Source organism: Microvirga ossetica (genome assembly GCF_002741015.1).
Taxonomy (GTDB): domain Bacteria; phylum Pseudomonadota; class Alphaproteobacteria; order Rhizobiales; family Beijerinckiaceae; genus Microvirga; species Microvirga ossetica.
The window spans coordinates 552144-568665 of the sequence record NZ_CP016616.1; the positions used below are offsets into that span (position 1 = coordinate 552144).

The window sequence follows — 16522 nt, forward strand, 5'->3', positions numbered from 1 at the left end:
CGTCTAGTTGGAGGCTGAACCGCGCAGAAAGGCGTCCATGGCGGCAATCGTCTCCTCAGGTGCACTCAGGTTCGGACAATGGCCTGTAGCCTTCATCAGGACGAACTCGCTGCCCGGGAGGCTCTGATGCACGTAGCGCCCGACCACCTCGGGAGCAATCACATCCTGCGAGCACTGGAGGATGAGCGCCCTCGTCTTTACGTTGGGAAGATCAGCCCGATTGTCCGAGAGAAAGGTCACGCGCGCGAAGTGCTTGGCAATCTCGGGATTCGTGCGACAGAAGCTGTTGGTGAGTTCCTCGCCGAGTTCAGGGCGGTCTGGATTGCTCATGATCACCGGAGCCATCGTGCTCGACCAGCCGAGATGATTGCTGTCGAGGAAGTCCAGCAGGCCTTCGATGTCCTCCTGCTTGAACCCACCGACGTAGTCGCCATCGTTGATGTAATGTGGTGAGGGGCCGATCAAAACGAGGCGGTCGAACCTCTCGGGGTCCTCGATGGCGGCCAGAACCCCGATCATGGCACTGACCGAGTGGCCGACGAAGATGGCGTTCTCGAGGTTCAACTCGCGGCAGATCGCCAGGACGTCGTCGGCATAGCCCTTGAGCGAGGCGTATGTTGTCCTATCGAACGCCGTCGCGTCGGACTGCCCATGCCCGATATGGTCGAAGAGGATGATCCTGTAACGATCCTGGAAAGCAGGGGTGATGAAGCGCCACATGTTCTGATCACAACCGTAGCCATGGGCAAAGATCATGGGCTGCTCGCCCTGGCCCAGAACCTTAACATTGTGTCGGGTCAGAACGGCAGACATGGGTACTCCATGGAATTCCAAAGACCGTCGGTAGGGTTGTTTCGTCAAGTGACCGGCCGCAAGCTTTGCGATTCAGCCGGCCTACTTAGGTGTGCCTACTCCCATTTTCAACACACGGAATATTACATCAGCCACTCGGCATCAAGCGAGCCCTCACGGGCCTTGGAGCCCGTGTTCATGGCTCAAGACAGCCCACCAAGGTTCGGGTCGGGTCAACTTCCGAGAAGTGCGATTAAGAGACCTTCTGGGCTCTGGAGCCGCCGCCGCAGCCCCCGCGCGCGTTAGGAATAAAGGCCGCGAATTTCGCGTGATACCCTTTATGGAAGTGGGCTCCCAGGACTTAGGAGGCAGGGCGTATTTAGAGAACCGCGTCAACTCAGAAGGATAAGGAACGAAGTTCAGCCGCCTCCCGTTGCTGTCGTGTGCCGCTGCAAATAGAACTCACCCTAATGCCAAATTCCGAGCCTCGCATGGGGATCCTCGTCGAGGACCAGACCCTGGTGCGCATGTTTGTGTCCGATTTCCTTGACGAGACCGGGTTCAAGGTCTTCGAGGCTGTGACCGTCCTTCAGGCCCACCCGAATGTGCAGGCTGTCGTCACGGACACTGGGATGCCCCAGCTCGATGAATGGCCTTGCACTGGCCCGCGCGGTTCAGGAGCGGTGGCCAGGAATCGGAGGTTTTGTCACATCGGGGCGGGCACGCCAGGGCCCGACGACTTGTCGGGATCATAAGCCAGAAAACGCGTGGCGCGTGGACCAGTCGCAACGATGACGCGGAGGAATGTTGCGGACCATTTCGCCCAACATGAACCTCTGCGCGCTTTCGGTCATTACACCTTGCCTGGACCATCCGATCCGGAACCGCTCCTCGCCGAAGGAGAATTCGCGCTGACGCCTCTGCTGGTGTCGCTACGGCTCGCCTCGCCCCTCAGCTCACGCTCGGCTTGGTGCCAAAATTCTGTCTCATGGCCCTCGCGGCTGCCGTGTTGCTCCCAAAGCTCGTAGGCGCGCTGTCTTACCCGGTCCTGTGTCTCATCGGCATGCTGTTCCATATCACTGTCCTTCCTTCGTTCCCCTCCAGAAGGATACGATCCGCACGATGGCTTATCGATGGCAGATAGGAAGTATTATAAATATAATTAAAGTATTTTTAGATATCATTGGTACCGAAAGTATGTATGATACATAGATAAAGCTTCTTCTATAAATTGGCTTTCTTGAGCACAATGCTCGCATTGGCGCAGCATCACTCGTGGAGTGACAATATAAACTCTGCCGACGCCGCGATGCAGCTTAGAGCTCCGGACATGTATGGCTGGCGCCAGAGGGCGGCTTCTGCTTGGCAACCAGCCTTTCCTACAGATCGGACCAATGATGAAATCGGCACGAATTCTCCTCGCGGTTACTCTCCTCAGCGTGCTCGGTATTACGCAAGCGATCGCCGACTGCCAGATCGCGGACGCCAAACTCGAAGAAGCTATCCTGCAAAAGCCCGAACTTCGCGGGAAGGCTAACCGTCAGACGGTTCGTGACTTGCGCAACTTGCGCGACGCAGCGATCACGCTCTGGTCCTACGGGCGTCATGACGATTGCGAGCGCCTCCTGGGCAACATCCGCGAACTTCTCGCCGGCCCTCCAATAAACTCCTTGGGCGGCAACGACGAGGAGGATGCAGACACCCAGATGAGCGCGCGCGAGCCGAAGGTCCAACGGGGCGCCGTTCAAGGGCGCCGTGCTGACAAGGACGCCAAGCCGCTCATCCACATTGACGAGCTTGCTCCGGGCCTGCGGGCGGACCAGATCATCGGTGCTGAGGTGCGAAGTGCCGACGACAAAATCGTGGGAGAAGTTCGGAACGTCGTGTTCGGCACGAAGGACCGCCGCGACTATGCGATCGTGGCGTCAGGAGGGTTCTTCACCCCCGGCAAGGACAGCATCGTCGTGCCGATACGGTCCCTCAAGGTCTCTCAGGAGCGCGACAGCTTCTTTCTTCCCATGCCGGAGGCGAAGGTAAGGGCCATCCCGCACATGCCTGATCAGGATTACAAGTGGCTGTCGGATGACGCATGGCGCACCCGGAACGATGCGCTCTTTGCAGGTCGCCCGTAACCGAGTACAGGCTCTCGCCCATGCCTCAGCGCCATGACCGCTCGTTCGTGGCGCTCTCAGTCCTGAAGGAGCAATGCTCGGATCAGCTCAAGCAGTTTTTCGGGACGCACGGGCTTTTCGACGAAATAGGCCCCGTCCGGCAACTCCCTGGGTGCGGGGGCAACGCGCCCGGATGCGATCACAACACCGATATCCTGTCGATCATCACGCACCCTGCGGGCCAGCTCGAAGCCATTGATGCTCCCGCGTGGCATTTCCACGTCCGTCACGACCACCTGGACGTCAGGAACGGCGGCGAGAATATGAAGCGCCTCATCCGCGTGAGCTGCCTCCATGACCTTGAAGCCAGCGTCATCCAGCACATCCGCCAGCATCATGCGGACAAGAGCTTCGTCCTCGACAACGAGAATGAGCGCGCGAATGTCGGGTTTTTTCTCAAGCATGCCAAATGGAATGGGGGATCGATCCCGTTCGTTCCTAAGGCCACGATGTTAATCGACTGGTGCGACCCACGGCCTCAATCCGCGGCACCACCTATTGCGTCATCTGAACTGTGTTCTGCCGCCTATTGGGACGCCTCCGGGATCGACATCGTCACCGTCACGCCCACATCGCTGCGCACGTCGATCTGACCCCGGGAGCGCTAGAGCGTTCAGGACGTAGGCGTGATCCTGTAGTAGGCATCCACCCGTGCGCCATACTCATCATCCCTGAACGGATCTTCGTTGGCGTCGTAGCGGGGAGCGTCGGCGAGCCGATCCTTGTCGATGTCGACCACATAGCCGCCGAGCCGGATGTCGTAGGTCAGTGCCCGCCACGGTAGCGGATGATAGCTCTCACCAATGCCGAGAAAGCCCCCAAAGCTCATCACCACATAGGCGACCTGGCCTGAGATCTTGTCGACCATGAAATTGTACACGGTCCCGAGCTGCTCGCCTGCCCGGTTGAACACGGGCGTACCCTCAACCTTGCTGGAGGCGATCAGGCGCCGCGTCTCCTCAATGGCCACGCCCTCGCCTGATGGGTCGAGCTCCATTGATCCAGGTGTGCGCAGCGGTGTCTCGTTAGGCAGTCTCGTCGGCATGATGCTCTCCTCTCAGCGGCAACGCTGCCCTGAAGGAGCCGTTCCGGCCGATGCGATGGACAGCGCCAAGGTCCGCAGCGGGTCAAGCTCGGTAGTACCGCAGGCCTGAACGAAGGTCTGCTCATCCCAGCAGTGCGGAAGTACGGCTAAGGTCAGCCCCGTGCCATAAGCGGTTCTTACGCCGGGAGCGATCAGCATATGGAATACGGGAGCCTACTGTGCCGGGGCGAGTTGTCCGAGGCGGAGTACGCTTCCGAACAGCAGGTCCGACAGGCCGAACGCCTTGTCGCCCGGCGACAAATAGACGGTCACGTGCAGGTTCCCCGGCGGGAAGGCTCAGAAGGGCCGCCGCATCGAGCCGTAGGACAGGTCGGGTCGAAGACCGCGCTGAAGATCTTGGACGAGGCCACGTCAAGGTCGATGTCAGGCGCGAACAGGACGACGCTGGCAATCCACAGGCGCTCGGACGCCGAAGTCCGCGCAATGTAGGACTTGATGCCGAGCTGCTGGAGCGCCGGGCCCAGCACGTCCGTGCCGCGGCTATGCGCGATGAAGTGGACCTTCCCCCGGCCCCTGGTCTCGGCGATGGCCCGGATGGACGCTGAAACCATGGCAGAAAGGACGCTGTGCCGATGACTTGTCCTTGCCGATCTGCTCCGGGCGCTGCGCGGTATTAACAACATCTCCGCCAACCGTGTGGTTCATCCAGCGAGGCGCACCAGTGGGTCGTCCTCAACGATTTACAGATTGGCCGCCACGAGCGTCACGGTCGTCACACCACCGGCGATGTTGAGACCGGTTTGCCCCTCGACTGAAATGGGCTGTAGCGAGAACGCACGCCCCGTGCCGCCGGTGAGCACATTTGCGCCGAGCCCGACGCCAAGCGTGGCCTCAGCGCCGAGGCCGGCATAGGTTCCTGCCAGTGCACCTTTGGGCAGTCCCGGCGCTGCGGCGATGACGCCCCAGACAAGATGTCCCGCCGCGACTTCGCCAAGGGCAACACCGAACTCGTCGATCTTGCCGGTATAAGCATCGACGAGTCCGCCTCCGTTCGGTGTGAAGGTGCAGCGAAGGGTCTGCTTCTGGACGACGAACAGGCCGATACCGGCCGAGACATCGCAGGCGAGCGTCCCGACTCTGACGGAGGATTGCGCAAGAGCGGGTGCCGCCGACGCGAGGAAGGCGGCACTCAGGGCAAGCGCGGCAATGTTCAGTTTATTTGCAAGGATCATAACAGGCGTTCCATGTTCACGGGGTTGGTCGTCAATTGTGAGGGATCGGCTATTGCGGGTTTCGTTGTCGTCTCTTGCTGTTCTATTCAACGCGGTCCAATAGACGATCAACGTGCCTACGGCGTGGTCGAAAGAATTCGGTACTATCAGCCTACACCATCTGCTTGACCTTCCGAGCCATCGGCTTGACATATCGAGACACGCATCGGCAACCGAAGCGAATTCGGTGAATTTTGTGTTCGACAAGCCTTTGCGCACCCCACCGGTTTATGTGGACATTGTTCCAATGGCCGAATCGCAAGACAGCGCGTTGCTCGGGCGACACCACTCCAGTCTTACGAAGTCTTCATGTCTGCGTCAGGACGCCGTAACGGCGGCTCTGGCATCCAGGTCTCATGACGAACCCGAGGGGTTCAAGGAGGAAGACCAGATGCCAAACGTGAATTCCAGTCGCGCCCACAAGCGCACCGCCAAGTGGCTCGGCGCCGCCGCCGTGGCTGCCCTCATTGCCGGCGGCGCGGTCCAGACCGGGCTCATCGCTCCGAACGAGGCTCATGCGGAACTGCGGTCCATGGCGCAGCCCGTGCAGGGCGCCCCATCGTTCGCCGACGTGATCGAGCGGGTGAAGCCCGCGGTGGTGTCCGTCAAGGTGAAGGTCCAGAACGTGGCCAGCCGCGACGGCGATCAAGACGGCCCGGGGCTCTCGACCCCCGACCTGCCCAAGGGTCACCCGATGGAGCGCTTCTTCCGCGACGGCCAGCAGGGCCCGAGCCAGCAGCCGAAGCAGTTCGGCCAGTCCATGGGCTCCGGTTTCTTCATCTCGGCCGACGGCTACGTGGTGACGAACAACCACGTCATCGAGAATTGGTCGGCAGTCGAGGTCACCCTGGATGACGGCAAGTCCTACGACGCCAAGGTGATCGGCACAGATCCCAAGACCGATCTTGCTCTGCTGAAGGTCGAGGGCAACGACTTCCCCTATGTTCGCCTCGCGCCCCAGAAGGCACGGGTCGGTGATTGGGTGATGGCGATCGGCAATCCATTCGGCCTCGGCGGCACGGTGACGGCCGGCATCGTCTCGGCCCAGCACCGCGATATCGGCAGCGGCCCCTATGATGACTACATCCAGATCGACGCTCCCGTGAACAAGGGCAACTCGGGCGGTCCGACCTTCAATCTCGCGGGCGAAGTGGTCGGCGTGAACACGGCGATCTTCTCGCCGTCGGGCGGCAATGTCGGCATCGCCTTCGCCATCCCGGCCAGCACGGTCGACACGATCGTGACCTCGCTCAAGAACGGCGGCCAGGTGGCCCGCGGCTTCATCGGCGTGCAGATGCAGCCGATGACCAAGGAGCTCGCCGAGGCCATCGGCCTCAAAGAGCCCAAGGGCGTCCTCGTGGCCGAGGCCCAGAAGGACAGCCCTGCGGCCAAGGCGGGCGTCCGGATCGGCGACACCATCGTCGCCGTGGACGGGGAACGGATCGGCGATGCCAAGGACGTGGCGCGGAAGATCGCGAACGTGGCCCCGGGCAAGTCCGTGTCGCTCACGCTCTTCCGCCAGGGCCAGGAGCGGACGGTGACCGTCGAAATCGGAGCCCAGCCGAAGGCGTAACCCGTCGGCGATCGGTTGGATGTCAGCCTCTCATTCCCTTCCGAGGAGCTGGTGTGCTTGCCACCGACAGGCTGGTTAACCCCTAACAAGCCATCCTGTCGGTGGCCGCATCAGGCTGACCGAGGTGGGACGCATGTGATGCGCGCCCCGCCCGATTGCCACGGAAGGAAGCTAGCCACCGCCGGACTTCACACGAGGCGGGTTCCTCAGATCGAGGAACGGGACCGGATTGTCCGGACGCTGGAGATCGGGCCTGAGATCGTTCGAGGCTCCGCCCGGGTACCGCTTGATGCTCGGATACTCGATGATCGACTTGTCGAAATCGATCAGGACCGGGTAGATCAGGGCCAGCACCCAGCCGTTGTCCTGCCCGGCATATTTGCCCGGCGAGGACGTCGCCATCCGTGACGACATCGCGCCGTTGAACGTCATGTCGTACTTCTCGAACGGGTCCATGGTCAGATTGTAGACCGAGCCGATCGCGCCCAGGTTCTGCTCGGGCCCGAGCCAGGTGTCCTTGGCCGTCCACAGGTACTTCCATGCGATGTTGAGATCTGGATTGGCCGGATCGCCGGCCACGTCCGCGCGCGCTCCCATGAAGCTCTCGCCGTCGATGTAGATCCATGACCGGCGCGCCGAATGGGGGGCCTGCCCGAGGATGTAGGCGCTGTTGTCGATGCTGTCGAAGTAGATCGGCTTGCCGTCGTCGCCGGTCCAGGCTCCGTGCGGCGGAGGCGTGAGCCCGGTCATTGCCGCGAGCGTCGACCAGCAGTCGATGTGTGACATCATCTCGTGGTAGTTCGCGCCGGCCGGGATGTGGCCTGGCCACCACATCAGGCCCGGCGTGCGCCAGCCGCCCTCGAACGCGCTGCCTTTCTCGCCGCGGAACGGCGTGGTCCCGGCATCGGGATAGGCGTCCTGCCAGGCGCCATTGTCGGCGGTCAGCACGACGATCGTGTTCGGCGCCTCCGCCCGGATCGCGTCCATGATGCGGCCGATGTCGTCATCGAGTTCCATCACCGAGTCGGAATAGTCGCCCAGCCGCGACCGGCCGGCGAACTTCGCGGAGGCGTTCGTCGGGTTGTGCATCTTCATGAAGTTGACGTCCATGAAGAACGGCTTGTCGTCGTTGGCATGCGCCTTGATGTAGTCGACCGCATAGTCGGTCTGCCGGACGTCGAACTCGGCGAGGTAGTCATAGCTGATGGTCGCGACCTTGGTCGCCGGCTGGCCCGCCACGCCCTCCCATTCGAACATGTTCACCACGTCGAAGTAGCCCCGCGAGAATTCCGCGTTGTAGGAGGGGAACCACGGGTGGAACCACTTCGACGTATCGCTGTAGGTATAGACGCCGGGATAGTAGGCCGCGAACGCCTTCATCTCGTCGAAGCCGTGCTCGATCGGATACGATTCCGGCTTGTCGCCGAGATGCCACTTGCCCGAGAAGTAGGTCGAGTAGCCGTTCCGCTTGAAGAATTCGGCAATCGTCGGCGTCTCCTTGCGCAGCGCATTCTCGTCGCCGGGGGCGACCACGATCGAGAGCGCCGAGCGGATCGGGATGCGTCCCGTGATGAATGAAGCGCGTCCGGCCGTGCAGCTCGCCTGGCCGTACCAGTTCGTGAAGACTGCGCCTTCCCGCCCGATACGGTCGATGTTCGGGGTCGGATGGCCGAGAGCCGCGCCGCCTCCGGAATAGGCCCCGAAATCGTTCCAGCCGGTGTCGTCGGTCATCAGAATGACGACGTTCGGCCGCTTGCCGGGGGCCTGGTTGGGCGGGGCCTGGGCGGAGGCGGCAAGGGCCGAACCCGCGAGCAAGGCCGACGACAGGCAAAGCGTGAGCAACTTTTGTCTCATGGGGATCTCCATGGCAGCCATGCCCATGACCGCACCGGGAGCGGAGCCGAACCCGGCGGGCGACGGATGGCGCAGGTTTGACGACCAACGCGGCACGCAAGAAATCTTCGCGGCAATACGACGGTCATCCTAGGCGTGTGGAGGAAGGCCTGCTTGACCGGGCCGGACACCGACTTGACACTTCCAGACAGCCCTCCCGGATGCCGCCTCCGCCGGATCGCATCCACCGACGCCGCGAGCGGGGTGCCGATCCCATCATGCCCGCGCTCGAAGTGCGGCCGTCGGAGCCGGATGTCCGGATCTGTCAACGGAACGTCCTGATCGATCAAGCGCACGGGCGCGGCGCGGCTACGATGGGGGCTCGCCGGCCTCGGCCGACGGCGATGACCTCAAGACGCGATGTGGACGCCGTGTCACGGACAGGCAACGCTTCGAGCCGCTTCAGCGAGGACCTGCGCCGGGTGCTCGAGACCGAACTGCTGAAGGGGCCCTGCACCTCAATTGAGATCGCGCGCCAGTTCTCGATGCACCACCGCACCTTGAGCCGGCATCTGGCCCGCGAGGGAGTCACGTTCCAGCAGATCGCCGACGAGGTCCGGTTCGCGATCGCCCGTGACCTGCTGGCCAACACCGACATCGCCCTGGACCAGATCTCGGTCATGCTGAGGTACTCGGAACCGAGCGCCTTCACGCGGGCCTTCCGGCGCTGGTCGGGGCAGCCTCCCTCGGCCTGGCGGGTGAGCCATGCCCGGAGCCGGAAGCTCCCCAGGAAGCGAACGGTCCCTCGCTCGCGCTGACGGCGACTGCCCGCGTTCCGATCATCATATCGGCAAATCAGCATTCACGGACAAACCCGGATCCGTCGACTGGCTCGATCCCGTGATCGGCGCCCGGATGCGCTATACTGTGGCGCCGGGCCATGAACTCCTCCTGCGCGGCGACATCGGCGGCTTCGGCGTCGGCAGCGATTTCTCCTGGCAGGCCATCGGCGCCTACGGCTTCGAGTTCGGCACCTACAATGGAATCAAATTCTCGGGCGTGATCGGCTATCGGGCGCTCTATGTCGACTATGTCCAGGGCGAGGGCCGGCAGCGCTACGAGTTCGACATGCTCCAGCATGGACCGATCCTCGGCGTCAGCGCCCGGTTCTGATCGCGGGCGATGCACTGTCGGCAAAAGACCGGCAAGTCGACACGGGTCAAGCCCCTGTCTACTTCTGTCAAGCGGCTCCCTGCTGCTGGTGGCAAACTGGCTGTGCAACGGCTTCCAGGACAGGAGGGACGGCAATGCAACGCTTCATATTGCTCGCCGCACTCGGGATACTTGCGACCGCCACGCCGGGCTGGGCTCAGGATCCCAGGCCTCCCGTCCGCGATGGTGAGATCGTCATCCCGACGGAGCAAACCCTCGAGCGGGATGCGGTGACGCAACCGCGGAACGACTTTTCGACGAACGATGCGACCGCGATCCGACAGATGGAACGGCAGAATCGTCGGATCGACCGTGAGGTCGATAAGGGGATCTGCTCGGATTGCTAGCGCATCGTGCGGACCCAGAGGGCCGCGCCGAACGATACGCCAGCCAAGAGAAGGAGCATCGTCACGAGGGCGATCCCTGATCCTACGATCCGGTCCATGATCAAGCCCGTTCCTGCGATCGAGGACGTCGCTGGCCGGACTGAGTCGGCCCATGCAGATGCCGCGGCTCAGAGTGCTGCGATGCAGGCGCCTCAGGCCCGCTTGGCCATGGCGTCGGCACGAGGTCGAAATCGAGGCCACTGCATTACGGCACCGTCAACTGCTGCTTGATCGCCCGCTCGATCCAGGCGTCCCGTGACATCCCGGCGCCGGCCGCCGCTTGGTCCACCTGGCCAAGCAGCGTTGGCATCAAGGGCACGTCGACGAGAACATCCAACTCGCCCTGGTCTGACGATCCGTAGGCCAATCCCGTCACCTGCCGCGCGAACCGCCGAACATGGTCGGCCTTCTGCTTGTCCGAGAGGCTGCCGTCGTTTGCGACAAGCGGGCAATAGGCGCCAACCAGGTGGTCGACGATGAGAGCGGGCTTCATCCCGCTCTTGCGGAGATCAGCCACGAGCTCGCCAACACGGTTGCCTCCAGCGAGATTATTTGCTCCCGAGTAAAGATCACTCAGGGGAGGAGCATTCCTTGGCGCATCCGACGTCATGGTGTCCGGGCAGATGAAAGCTGCGGCGTCGGCCGGTCGAACGATCGAGCCTATGAGCCCGGCTCCGCAGACCAGGACCAGAACCAAGATAGGTCTGACGGCCATCACACCCTCCTTCAATACATCATCGCTATACACCTAAATAAGTGACCAATAAGCGACCGGATCAAGGAAACGCACTATATGACTTGGGCTTGCTGATCGTCTGTGGCGCGACAGCCCTGTTCCTCGCAGCAGGTGAGACTTCAGCGCATCGGAGCGCGGGGTACCTACCAGAAGCCAGGACCCCACGGTCCGAAGTCGAAGGCGTCCTGGTTCATCATCGCGGTCATCTGCTGCTCATCGGCCAGTTGCTTGGCAAAGACGGCGGCACGATAATTCGACCATGCCGTCTGGTTGCCGAAATAGACGCACTGACAGCCGGCAGGATCGGCGTAGACATAGACCACGGTCCCGCCCGAGGTCTGACGGACGAACTTGTTCGGCGGGAGCTTCTTCATGGCGGCCATCCGCGCGGGCGAGTTGGCCGGCTGAAGCGTGAACCCGGCTGCCGCCAGCAGGTTCTCCTTGCTCTGGACCGCCTGTTGCGGGGTCTGGCACGCGGCCAGGGCAAGGCTGATCACGCCAAGCGTCAGTATCGATGGGAATTGCATTGCTTCTCTCCTGGTGGCCCGTGATCGCGACAGGAATGACTCCGACGCCAGCAGCTTCGCACGAAAGCGGGCGCCCAGCTTGACAGAACAGGACAATGACTTGACCGACCGGGACAGGAGGACTTGTCCGACCATGACGCGGATACCGACGCGAGGATTCCTTCGACGTGACGACCGGGTCGACGGCGCGCCCGAAACCGGCGGGCCGGGGGGACCGCGGCCGAAGACACACTGGCTGTTCGTGCGGACATGCGACCGAGAAGCGACAGAGCTTGGATGTCCGAGTTGGCTGATGCCGGGTTAAAACGCTAAGCAGCGATTCGGTGGTTGGCCAACGGATGGCGACTTCGCTCGCAATTGAGCATCGCGACCGCCTCGTGGATGGCATCATCGAGGTTCTCTGGACCCGCGAAAGTCTGGTGAGCAAGATGATGCTGCTTCAGATCGCGCCAGAGCTCTTCGATGGCGTTGAGTTCGGGAGCGTACTTTGGCAGCCATTCGACCGTGAGCCAGGGCGCCCGCTCGGCGAGGGCGGCGCGCGTCGCCTTGCTGGTGTGGATCGGGCCATTATCGAGGACGAGCACGATCGGCTTCGTCGCACGAGCGGACGTTGGGCCATACTGCGTGTCGATCTGGTCCAGCAGCGCGATGAAATCGGCACTGCGCTTGCTCCGGCTGGTGCGCACGATCAGGTCCCGCGGGGCCCAGTCGAGCAGACCGAGCATCGCCACCTTGGCGGCTTGGCCGGGCGCTGGAATGCGCAGATCCGCGCCCTTCTTGGCCCAAGCATGGGCGAGATAGGGGTGGGTGAGCGCTTCGGATTCATCCCCGAACAAGAGCACGATATCGCCCGCCTCGGCCTGCGCCTTCAGGAGCTTGCGGCGCAGGCCGGCGCGGTCCACGGCGTCTGCATCCTGGCGGCCCTTCAGGGTATGGCGCGGCCGGCGCCAGCGGAAATCCCCTTTTGGCGCAACACGACCGAGAGCCGTGAGCGCGAGATGCGCACGCCGGAGCGCTTCTCGATCTCGTCGGCCAGCCGCGGCAAGGTCCAGTTGGGGCGATTTGCGACCGATCCCGCCAGAACCGCCTCGGCCACCGCGAGCGCCCGCTCGGCCTTGACCGGTGCCGGTCCCGGGGCAACGGATCGCCGCAGCGCGTCGACCCCACCCGTCATGAAAGCGCTGCGCCAGAGCCGCACGGTATCCTCGCGCACGCCGAAGGCCTCGGCGATCCGCGGGCTCGTCCAGCCCGCCAGGGTCAGCAGGAGCGCCCGCGCCCGATCCGCCTCGCCCCGATCGCGCGAGTGGCTGAGAGCCATGAGCTCACGCCGCTGCGCGGCGCTTGCGACAACAGGGGATTTGCCCGCCATGATCCGCATCCCGAACCAAACTATGAGATGGAATCACAGACAGCATCCGTTGGCCACCCCGCTGAAACCTGCTTAGTTGCGGCCTGATGGGCCGGAGCAGATGCTCGTTACCAGTGACGGTTCGCCCGGGATGACCTCTGGTTCCAATTTCGCAGTTCGACAGCGGCAGCAAACAGCACCGCGCCGAAAGATTTTACCTACCTAACTGCCCTGGATCATATTCCGGATCCTAGTCGCCAGCGCTTCAATCGCGAAGGGCTTGGTGATCATCTCCATGCCGGGGTCGAGGAAGCCATTCGGCAGAGTTGCATTCTCGGCGTAGCCTGTGATGAACAGTACCTTCAGGTCCGGACGCGTGACCCGCGCCTGATCTGCAAGCTGGCGCCCGTTGACTCCGGGCAACCCGACATCTGTGACAAGCAGGTCAATGCGCTTGCGCGATTGCAGGACCTTGAGGCCCGCAGTTCCATCGGCAGCCTCCAGCGCGCGGTAACCCAATTCCCGAAGAACTTCGACAATCAGGTCCCGAATGACCGGTTCGTCCTCAACGACCAGCACCGTCTCGCCCGCTTCCGCACGCGGCGCCTCAAGCGCCAGATCGGCAGGCTGGTCCTCCAAGGGGGCGCCGCGATGCCGCGGCAGGTAAATCTTGATCGTCGTGCCCTGCCCCACCTTGGAGTAGATCCTGAGATGGCCCTCGCTTTGTTTGGCGAAGCCGTAGACCATCGACAGGCCAAGACCGGTGCCCTGCCCCAGGGGCTTGGTGGTGAAGAACGGCTCGAACGCGCGCTCGATCACGTCGGGTGGCATGCCCATTCCGGTGTCGGTGATGCAGATCGCCACGTACTGCCCCGGAACGACATCGCGCTGGCTGGCCGCATAGGCATTGTCGAGATGGGCATTTGCCGTCTCGATGACGAGCTTGCCGCCGTCCGGCATGGCGTCGCGGGCATTGATCGCGAGGTTGAGGATTGCACTCTCGAGTTGGTTGGGGTCGCACAGGGTTGTCCAGAGCCCGTCTGCCGTGACGATCTCCAAGGCGTGCAACGGGCCGATGGTCCGGCGCAGCAGGTCCTCCATGGAGGCGACGAGCTGGTTGGCGTTCACCGGCTTCGGATCGAGCGGTTGGCGGCGCGAGAAGGCGAGCAGTCGGTGGGTTAGGGCGGCAGCGCGTTGGGCTGAGTTCATGGCGGCCTTGGCATAGCGCTCGATGTTCTCCATCCGGCCCTGAGCGATGCGGGTCTGCATGAGATCGAGCGAGCCGACGATGCCGGCGAGCAGGTTGTTGAAGTCGTGCGCGATGCCACCGGTGAGTTGGCCCACCGCCTCCATCTTCTGCGCCTGGCGCAGCGCCTCCTGCGCGCGCTCCAGCTCGACGGCTGCTTCCTTCTCCGCCGTGATATCGCGGCCGATCGCGATGAAATTCACCCCATCCGGTTCAGGGGCGACCGTCCACTCGATCGGTTTCCACTCGCCGCTTGCGGTCAGAATCCGGTTCTCGAAACGGGTTGGCTTTCCAGTCTCCCCAATACGGGCAAGCCCGGCCACCGTTGCTCCGACATCGTCCGGATGCATGAAGTCGGCGTAAGGCTTTGTTAACAACTCGGATTCGGTAAACCCAAGGACGCGGGTCCAGGCCGGGCTGACGGCGGACATCCGCCCGTCGTAACCGGCGCGCGCGAGCATGTCCTCGGAGAGTGTCCAGAGCTGATCGCGCTCGGCGGTCCGCTTCGCCAGCTCAGCGACTTGCGCCATTTCCTCGGTGATGTCCCGCCCCGTGCAGTAGACCATGCCCTCTTCCGGAACGCCGACCCAGGAGATCCAGCGGTAGGATCCGTCCTTGCACCGGTAGCGGTTCGGGAACCGGATCGCCGGTTGGTTCTGCTGGGTCAATTCGAACCCACCCCGCGTGCGCTCGACATCGTCCGGATGGAGCATTTCGAAGATCGACATGCTGGCGACCTCATCCTCCGACCAGCCGAGTATGGTCTGCCATGCGGGGTTGGAGGTTTCGAAGTAGCCCTGTGAGTTGAGCGCACCCATCAGATCCGGGCTGACCTGCCATGTCAGGCCCCGCGCCTGCGTACGCTCGATCACCTGACGCTCCAGGTCGGCGTTCAGTTCGCGCAGACGTGCCTCACTCTCGCGCAGTGCCGCTTCAGTAGCCCTCTGATCGGTCACGTCCTCGACAAGTGAGTAGAAGCCCTCGACTTGTCCGCTCTCGTCAGTTCTAGGCACGTACTCGACGCGGATATGGCGTGCCTGTCCTTCCTTGTAGGGCATGAACTGCTCGAACGTTACACGCTGGCCCGCCAGTGCCGCGTCGATCCAGTGCTTGACGTTCGAGTAGGCCTCTTCGCCAACGACGTCCCGCACACGCTTTCCGATCAGTTCCGAGCGCGGCCGCGGAAACCACTCTTCATAGATCTTATTCACGAACCGGTAGCGCACCTCCGCGTCCATGTAGGAGACGAGCACCGGAAGCGCATCGGTGAGCAGCAGCAATTCCTGCTCGCTCAACCGCAAAGCCTCCTGCGCGAGGTGTGCCTCCGTGACATCATGGCCTTCGCAGAAGATACCGGTGACCTGACCGGTGTCGTCGATTACGGGTTCGTAGATGAAGTCGAGAAATCGCTCCTCAATCGTGGCGTCTGGCGTCGCTTGGAGGCGGATCGGGATGTGGTGAGCAATGAAGCGCTGGCCGGTCTTGTAGACCTGATCGAGCAGCTCGAAGAAGCCTTGACCCTCAAGTTCCGGGAATGCCGCACGAGCGGTCTTGCCCACGAAGTCGCGCCGGCCGAACAGCCCGGCATAGGCATCGTTGACGAACTCGAAGACATGCTCGGGACCGCTCAGAATCGTGATGAAACCCGGTGCCCGTTCGAACAGGCGCCGCTGCCGCTCGGTCTCAGTCGCGACCCGGCGCTCGGCCAGAACCTGGCCCGTGATCTCCGTGCAGGGACAGAAGAAGCCGGCGACGGCTCCGGTCCCGTCACGCACAGGGGTATAGGAGAAGGAGAAGTGCGCCTCCTCCGGATACCCCCGCCGCTCCATGACGAGGGTGATATGATCCATGTGAACGGGTTCGCCTGCATAGGCCCGCTCGACGATAGGCAGGAGGTCGTTGCGGATCTCGGACCACACGTCGAGGAACGGTCGGCCGAGCGCGGCCGGGTGCTTGCGGGCGAGGATCTCGGCGTAGGCGTCGTTGTAGAGCAGCGTCCGTTCCGGTCCCCAGGCGATAAACATCGGCTGATTCGATCCCAGCATGACTCCCACGAGAGTCCTGAGGCCCTCTTGCCAGAGTTCCGGCGGTCCGAGCGGCGTGGCAGACCAATTGCGCGCGCGCATAAGGGTTCCCATTTCCCCGCCGCCCGAAAGGAAGTCCAGCCTGTTGCTTGGTTTAGGCCCGCCGTGCATCGCGTCCGCTCACGTGAAGTGTCCTCTTCTGTGCCCGTTCCACTATCTTATGTCTTGTAGGGCACAAGTGTCAGCTCCAGGCACCGGCGCCCTCCGGGGCTGTCGCTGGCGATGACGAGGGACATCCTCGAAGGGAGCCGATCGAACGGCAGTGGTAGGACTGTCCATGATGTGTTGGTGACGTGTT

At 62.8% G+C, this 16522-nt stretch carries 17 protein-coding genes and 1 pseudogene; 5 read left to right on the plus strand and 13 right to left on the minus strand.

Going from position 1 to position 16522, the window contains the following annotated elements:
* Positions 1–3 precede the first annotated feature (3 nt).
* Positions 4–813 (minus strand): alpha/beta fold hydrolase, encoded by an 810-nt coding sequence (locus BB934_RS02405; protein WP_099508200.1) that lies wholly within the window; start codon positions 811–813, stop codon positions 4–6.
* Positions 814–1645: 832 nt separating this feature from the next.
* Positions 1646–1867, minus strand: a complete 222-nt coding sequence (locus BB934_RS02415) for a DUF2934 domain-containing protein (protein WP_099508202.1) — start codon at positions 1865–1867, stop codon at positions 1646–1648.
* Positions 1868–2189: 322 nt separating this feature from the next.
* Here BB934_RS02415 and BB934_RS02420 point away from each other — a divergent pair, with 322 nt between their 5' ends.
* Complete coding sequence (locus BB934_RS02420; protein WP_099512596.1) at positions 2190–2924, plus strand: PRC-barrel domain-containing protein; 735 nt, start codon at positions 2190–2192, stop codon at positions 2922–2924.
* A gap of 56 nt (positions 2925–2980) precedes the next feature.
* Here the strand turns inward: BB934_RS02420 and BB934_RS02425 are convergent, their stop codons facing one another.
* From BB934_RS02425 to BB934_RS02440, 5 genes are all read right to left on the minus strand, one after another.
* Positions 2981–3367, minus strand: coding sequence for a response regulator (locus BB934_RS02425; RefSeq protein WP_173909415.1), 387 nt, complete (start codon positions 3365–3367; stop codon positions 2981–2983).
* Positions 3368–3576: 209 nt separating this feature from the next.
* Positions 3577–4008: a PRC-barrel domain-containing protein gene (locus BB934_RS02430; protein WP_099508203.1), complete on the minus strand. Its 432-nt coding sequence runs from the start codon at positions 4006–4008 to the stop codon at positions 3577–3579.
* 213 nt (positions 4009–4221) lie between these two features.
* On the minus strand, positions 4222–4320 hold the full coding sequence (locus BB934_RS50145; RefSeq protein ID WP_162299135.1) for an alpha/beta hydrolase: 99 nt from the start codon (positions 4318–4320) through the stop codon (positions 4222–4224).
* The gene (locus tag BB934_RS48370) at positions 4317–4619 is read right to left on the minus strand and encodes an alpha/beta hydrolase (protein ID WP_162299136.1); all 303 of its coding nucleotides are present in this window, start codon (positions 4617–4619) and stop codon (positions 4317–4319) included. Before BB934_RS48370 ends, BB934_RS50145 begins: the two co-directional genes overlap by 4 nt.
* A 129-nt stretch (positions 4620–4748) precedes the next feature.
* Complete coding sequence (locus tag BB934_RS02440) at positions 4749–5240, minus strand: DUF992 domain-containing protein (RefSeq protein WP_099508204.1); 492 nt, start codon at positions 5238–5240, stop codon at positions 4749–4751.
* Between the two features lie 430 nt (positions 5241–5670).
* Between BB934_RS02440 and BB934_RS02445 the strand changes: the two genes are divergently transcribed.
* Complete coding sequence (locus tag BB934_RS02445; RefSeq protein WP_099508205.1) at positions 5671–6852, plus strand: S1C family serine protease; 1182 nt, start codon at positions 5671–5673, stop codon at positions 6850–6852.
* A gap of 171 nt (positions 6853–7023) precedes the next feature.
* Here BB934_RS02445 and BB934_RS02450 read toward each other — a convergent pair whose 3' ends face one another.
* On the minus strand, positions 7024–8706 hold the full coding sequence (locus BB934_RS02450) for an arylsulfatase (protein ID WP_099508206.1): 1683 nt from the start codon (positions 8704–8706) through the stop codon (positions 7024–7026).
* A gap of 257 nt (positions 8707–8963) precedes the next feature.
* On the opposite strand from BB934_RS02450, the gene BB934_RS02455 reads away from it, so the two are divergent.
* The 3 genes from BB934_RS02455 (at position 8964) to BB934_RS02465 (ending at position 10244) form a co-directional block, all read left to right on the plus strand.
* Positions 8964–9503: a helix-turn-helix transcriptional regulator gene (locus tag BB934_RS02455; RefSeq protein WP_237050149.1), complete on the plus strand. Its 540-nt coding sequence runs from the start codon at positions 8964–8966 to the stop codon at positions 9501–9503.
* A 97-nt stretch (positions 9504–9600) separates the two neighbouring features.
* On the plus strand, positions 9601–9858 hold the full coding sequence (locus BB934_RS02460; protein WP_237050150.1) for a hypothetical protein: 258 nt from the start codon (positions 9601–9603) through the stop codon (positions 9856–9858).
* 134 nt (positions 9859–9992) lie between these two features.
* On the plus strand, positions 9993–10244 hold the full coding sequence (locus BB934_RS02465) for a hypothetical protein (RefSeq protein ID WP_099508207.1): 252 nt from the start codon (positions 9993–9995) through the stop codon (positions 10242–10244).
* A gap of 244 nt (positions 10245–10488) precedes the next feature.
* Here BB934_RS02465 and BB934_RS02470 read toward each other — a convergent pair whose 3' ends face one another.
* The 5 genes and pseudogenes from BB934_RS02470 to BB934_RS02490 all read right to left on the minus strand — a co-directional run bounded on the left by BB934_RS02470 (position 10489) and on the right by BB934_RS02490 (position 16185).
* Positions 10489–10998 (minus strand): glutelin, encoded by a 510-nt coding sequence (locus BB934_RS02470; RefSeq protein ID WP_099508208.1) that lies wholly within the window; start codon positions 10996–10998, stop codon positions 10489–10491.
* A 164-nt stretch (positions 10999–11162) separates the two neighbouring features.
* Positions 11163–11546 (minus strand): hypothetical protein, encoded by a 384-nt coding sequence (locus tag BB934_RS02475; protein WP_099508209.1) that lies wholly within the window; start codon positions 11544–11546, stop codon positions 11163–11165.
* Positions 11547–11854: 308 nt separating this feature from the next.
* Positions 11855–12793, minus strand: a complete 939-nt coding sequence (locus tag BB934_RS02480) for an IS630 family transposase (RefSeq protein ID WP_418294744.1) — start codon at positions 12791–12793, stop codon at positions 11855–11857.
* A pseudogene (locus tag BB934_RS50810) lies at positions 12733–12924 on the minus strand (helix-turn-helix domain-containing protein); the annotation flags it as partial. The pseudogene BB934_RS50810 and the gene BB934_RS02480, both read right to left, overlap by 61 nt.
* 192 nt (positions 12925–13116) lie before the next feature.
* Positions 13117–16185, minus strand: coding sequence for a PAS domain-containing protein (locus BB934_RS02490; protein WP_237050151.1), 3069 nt, complete (start codon positions 16183–16185; stop codon positions 13117–13119).
* Positions 16186–16522: the final 337 nt, after the last annotated feature.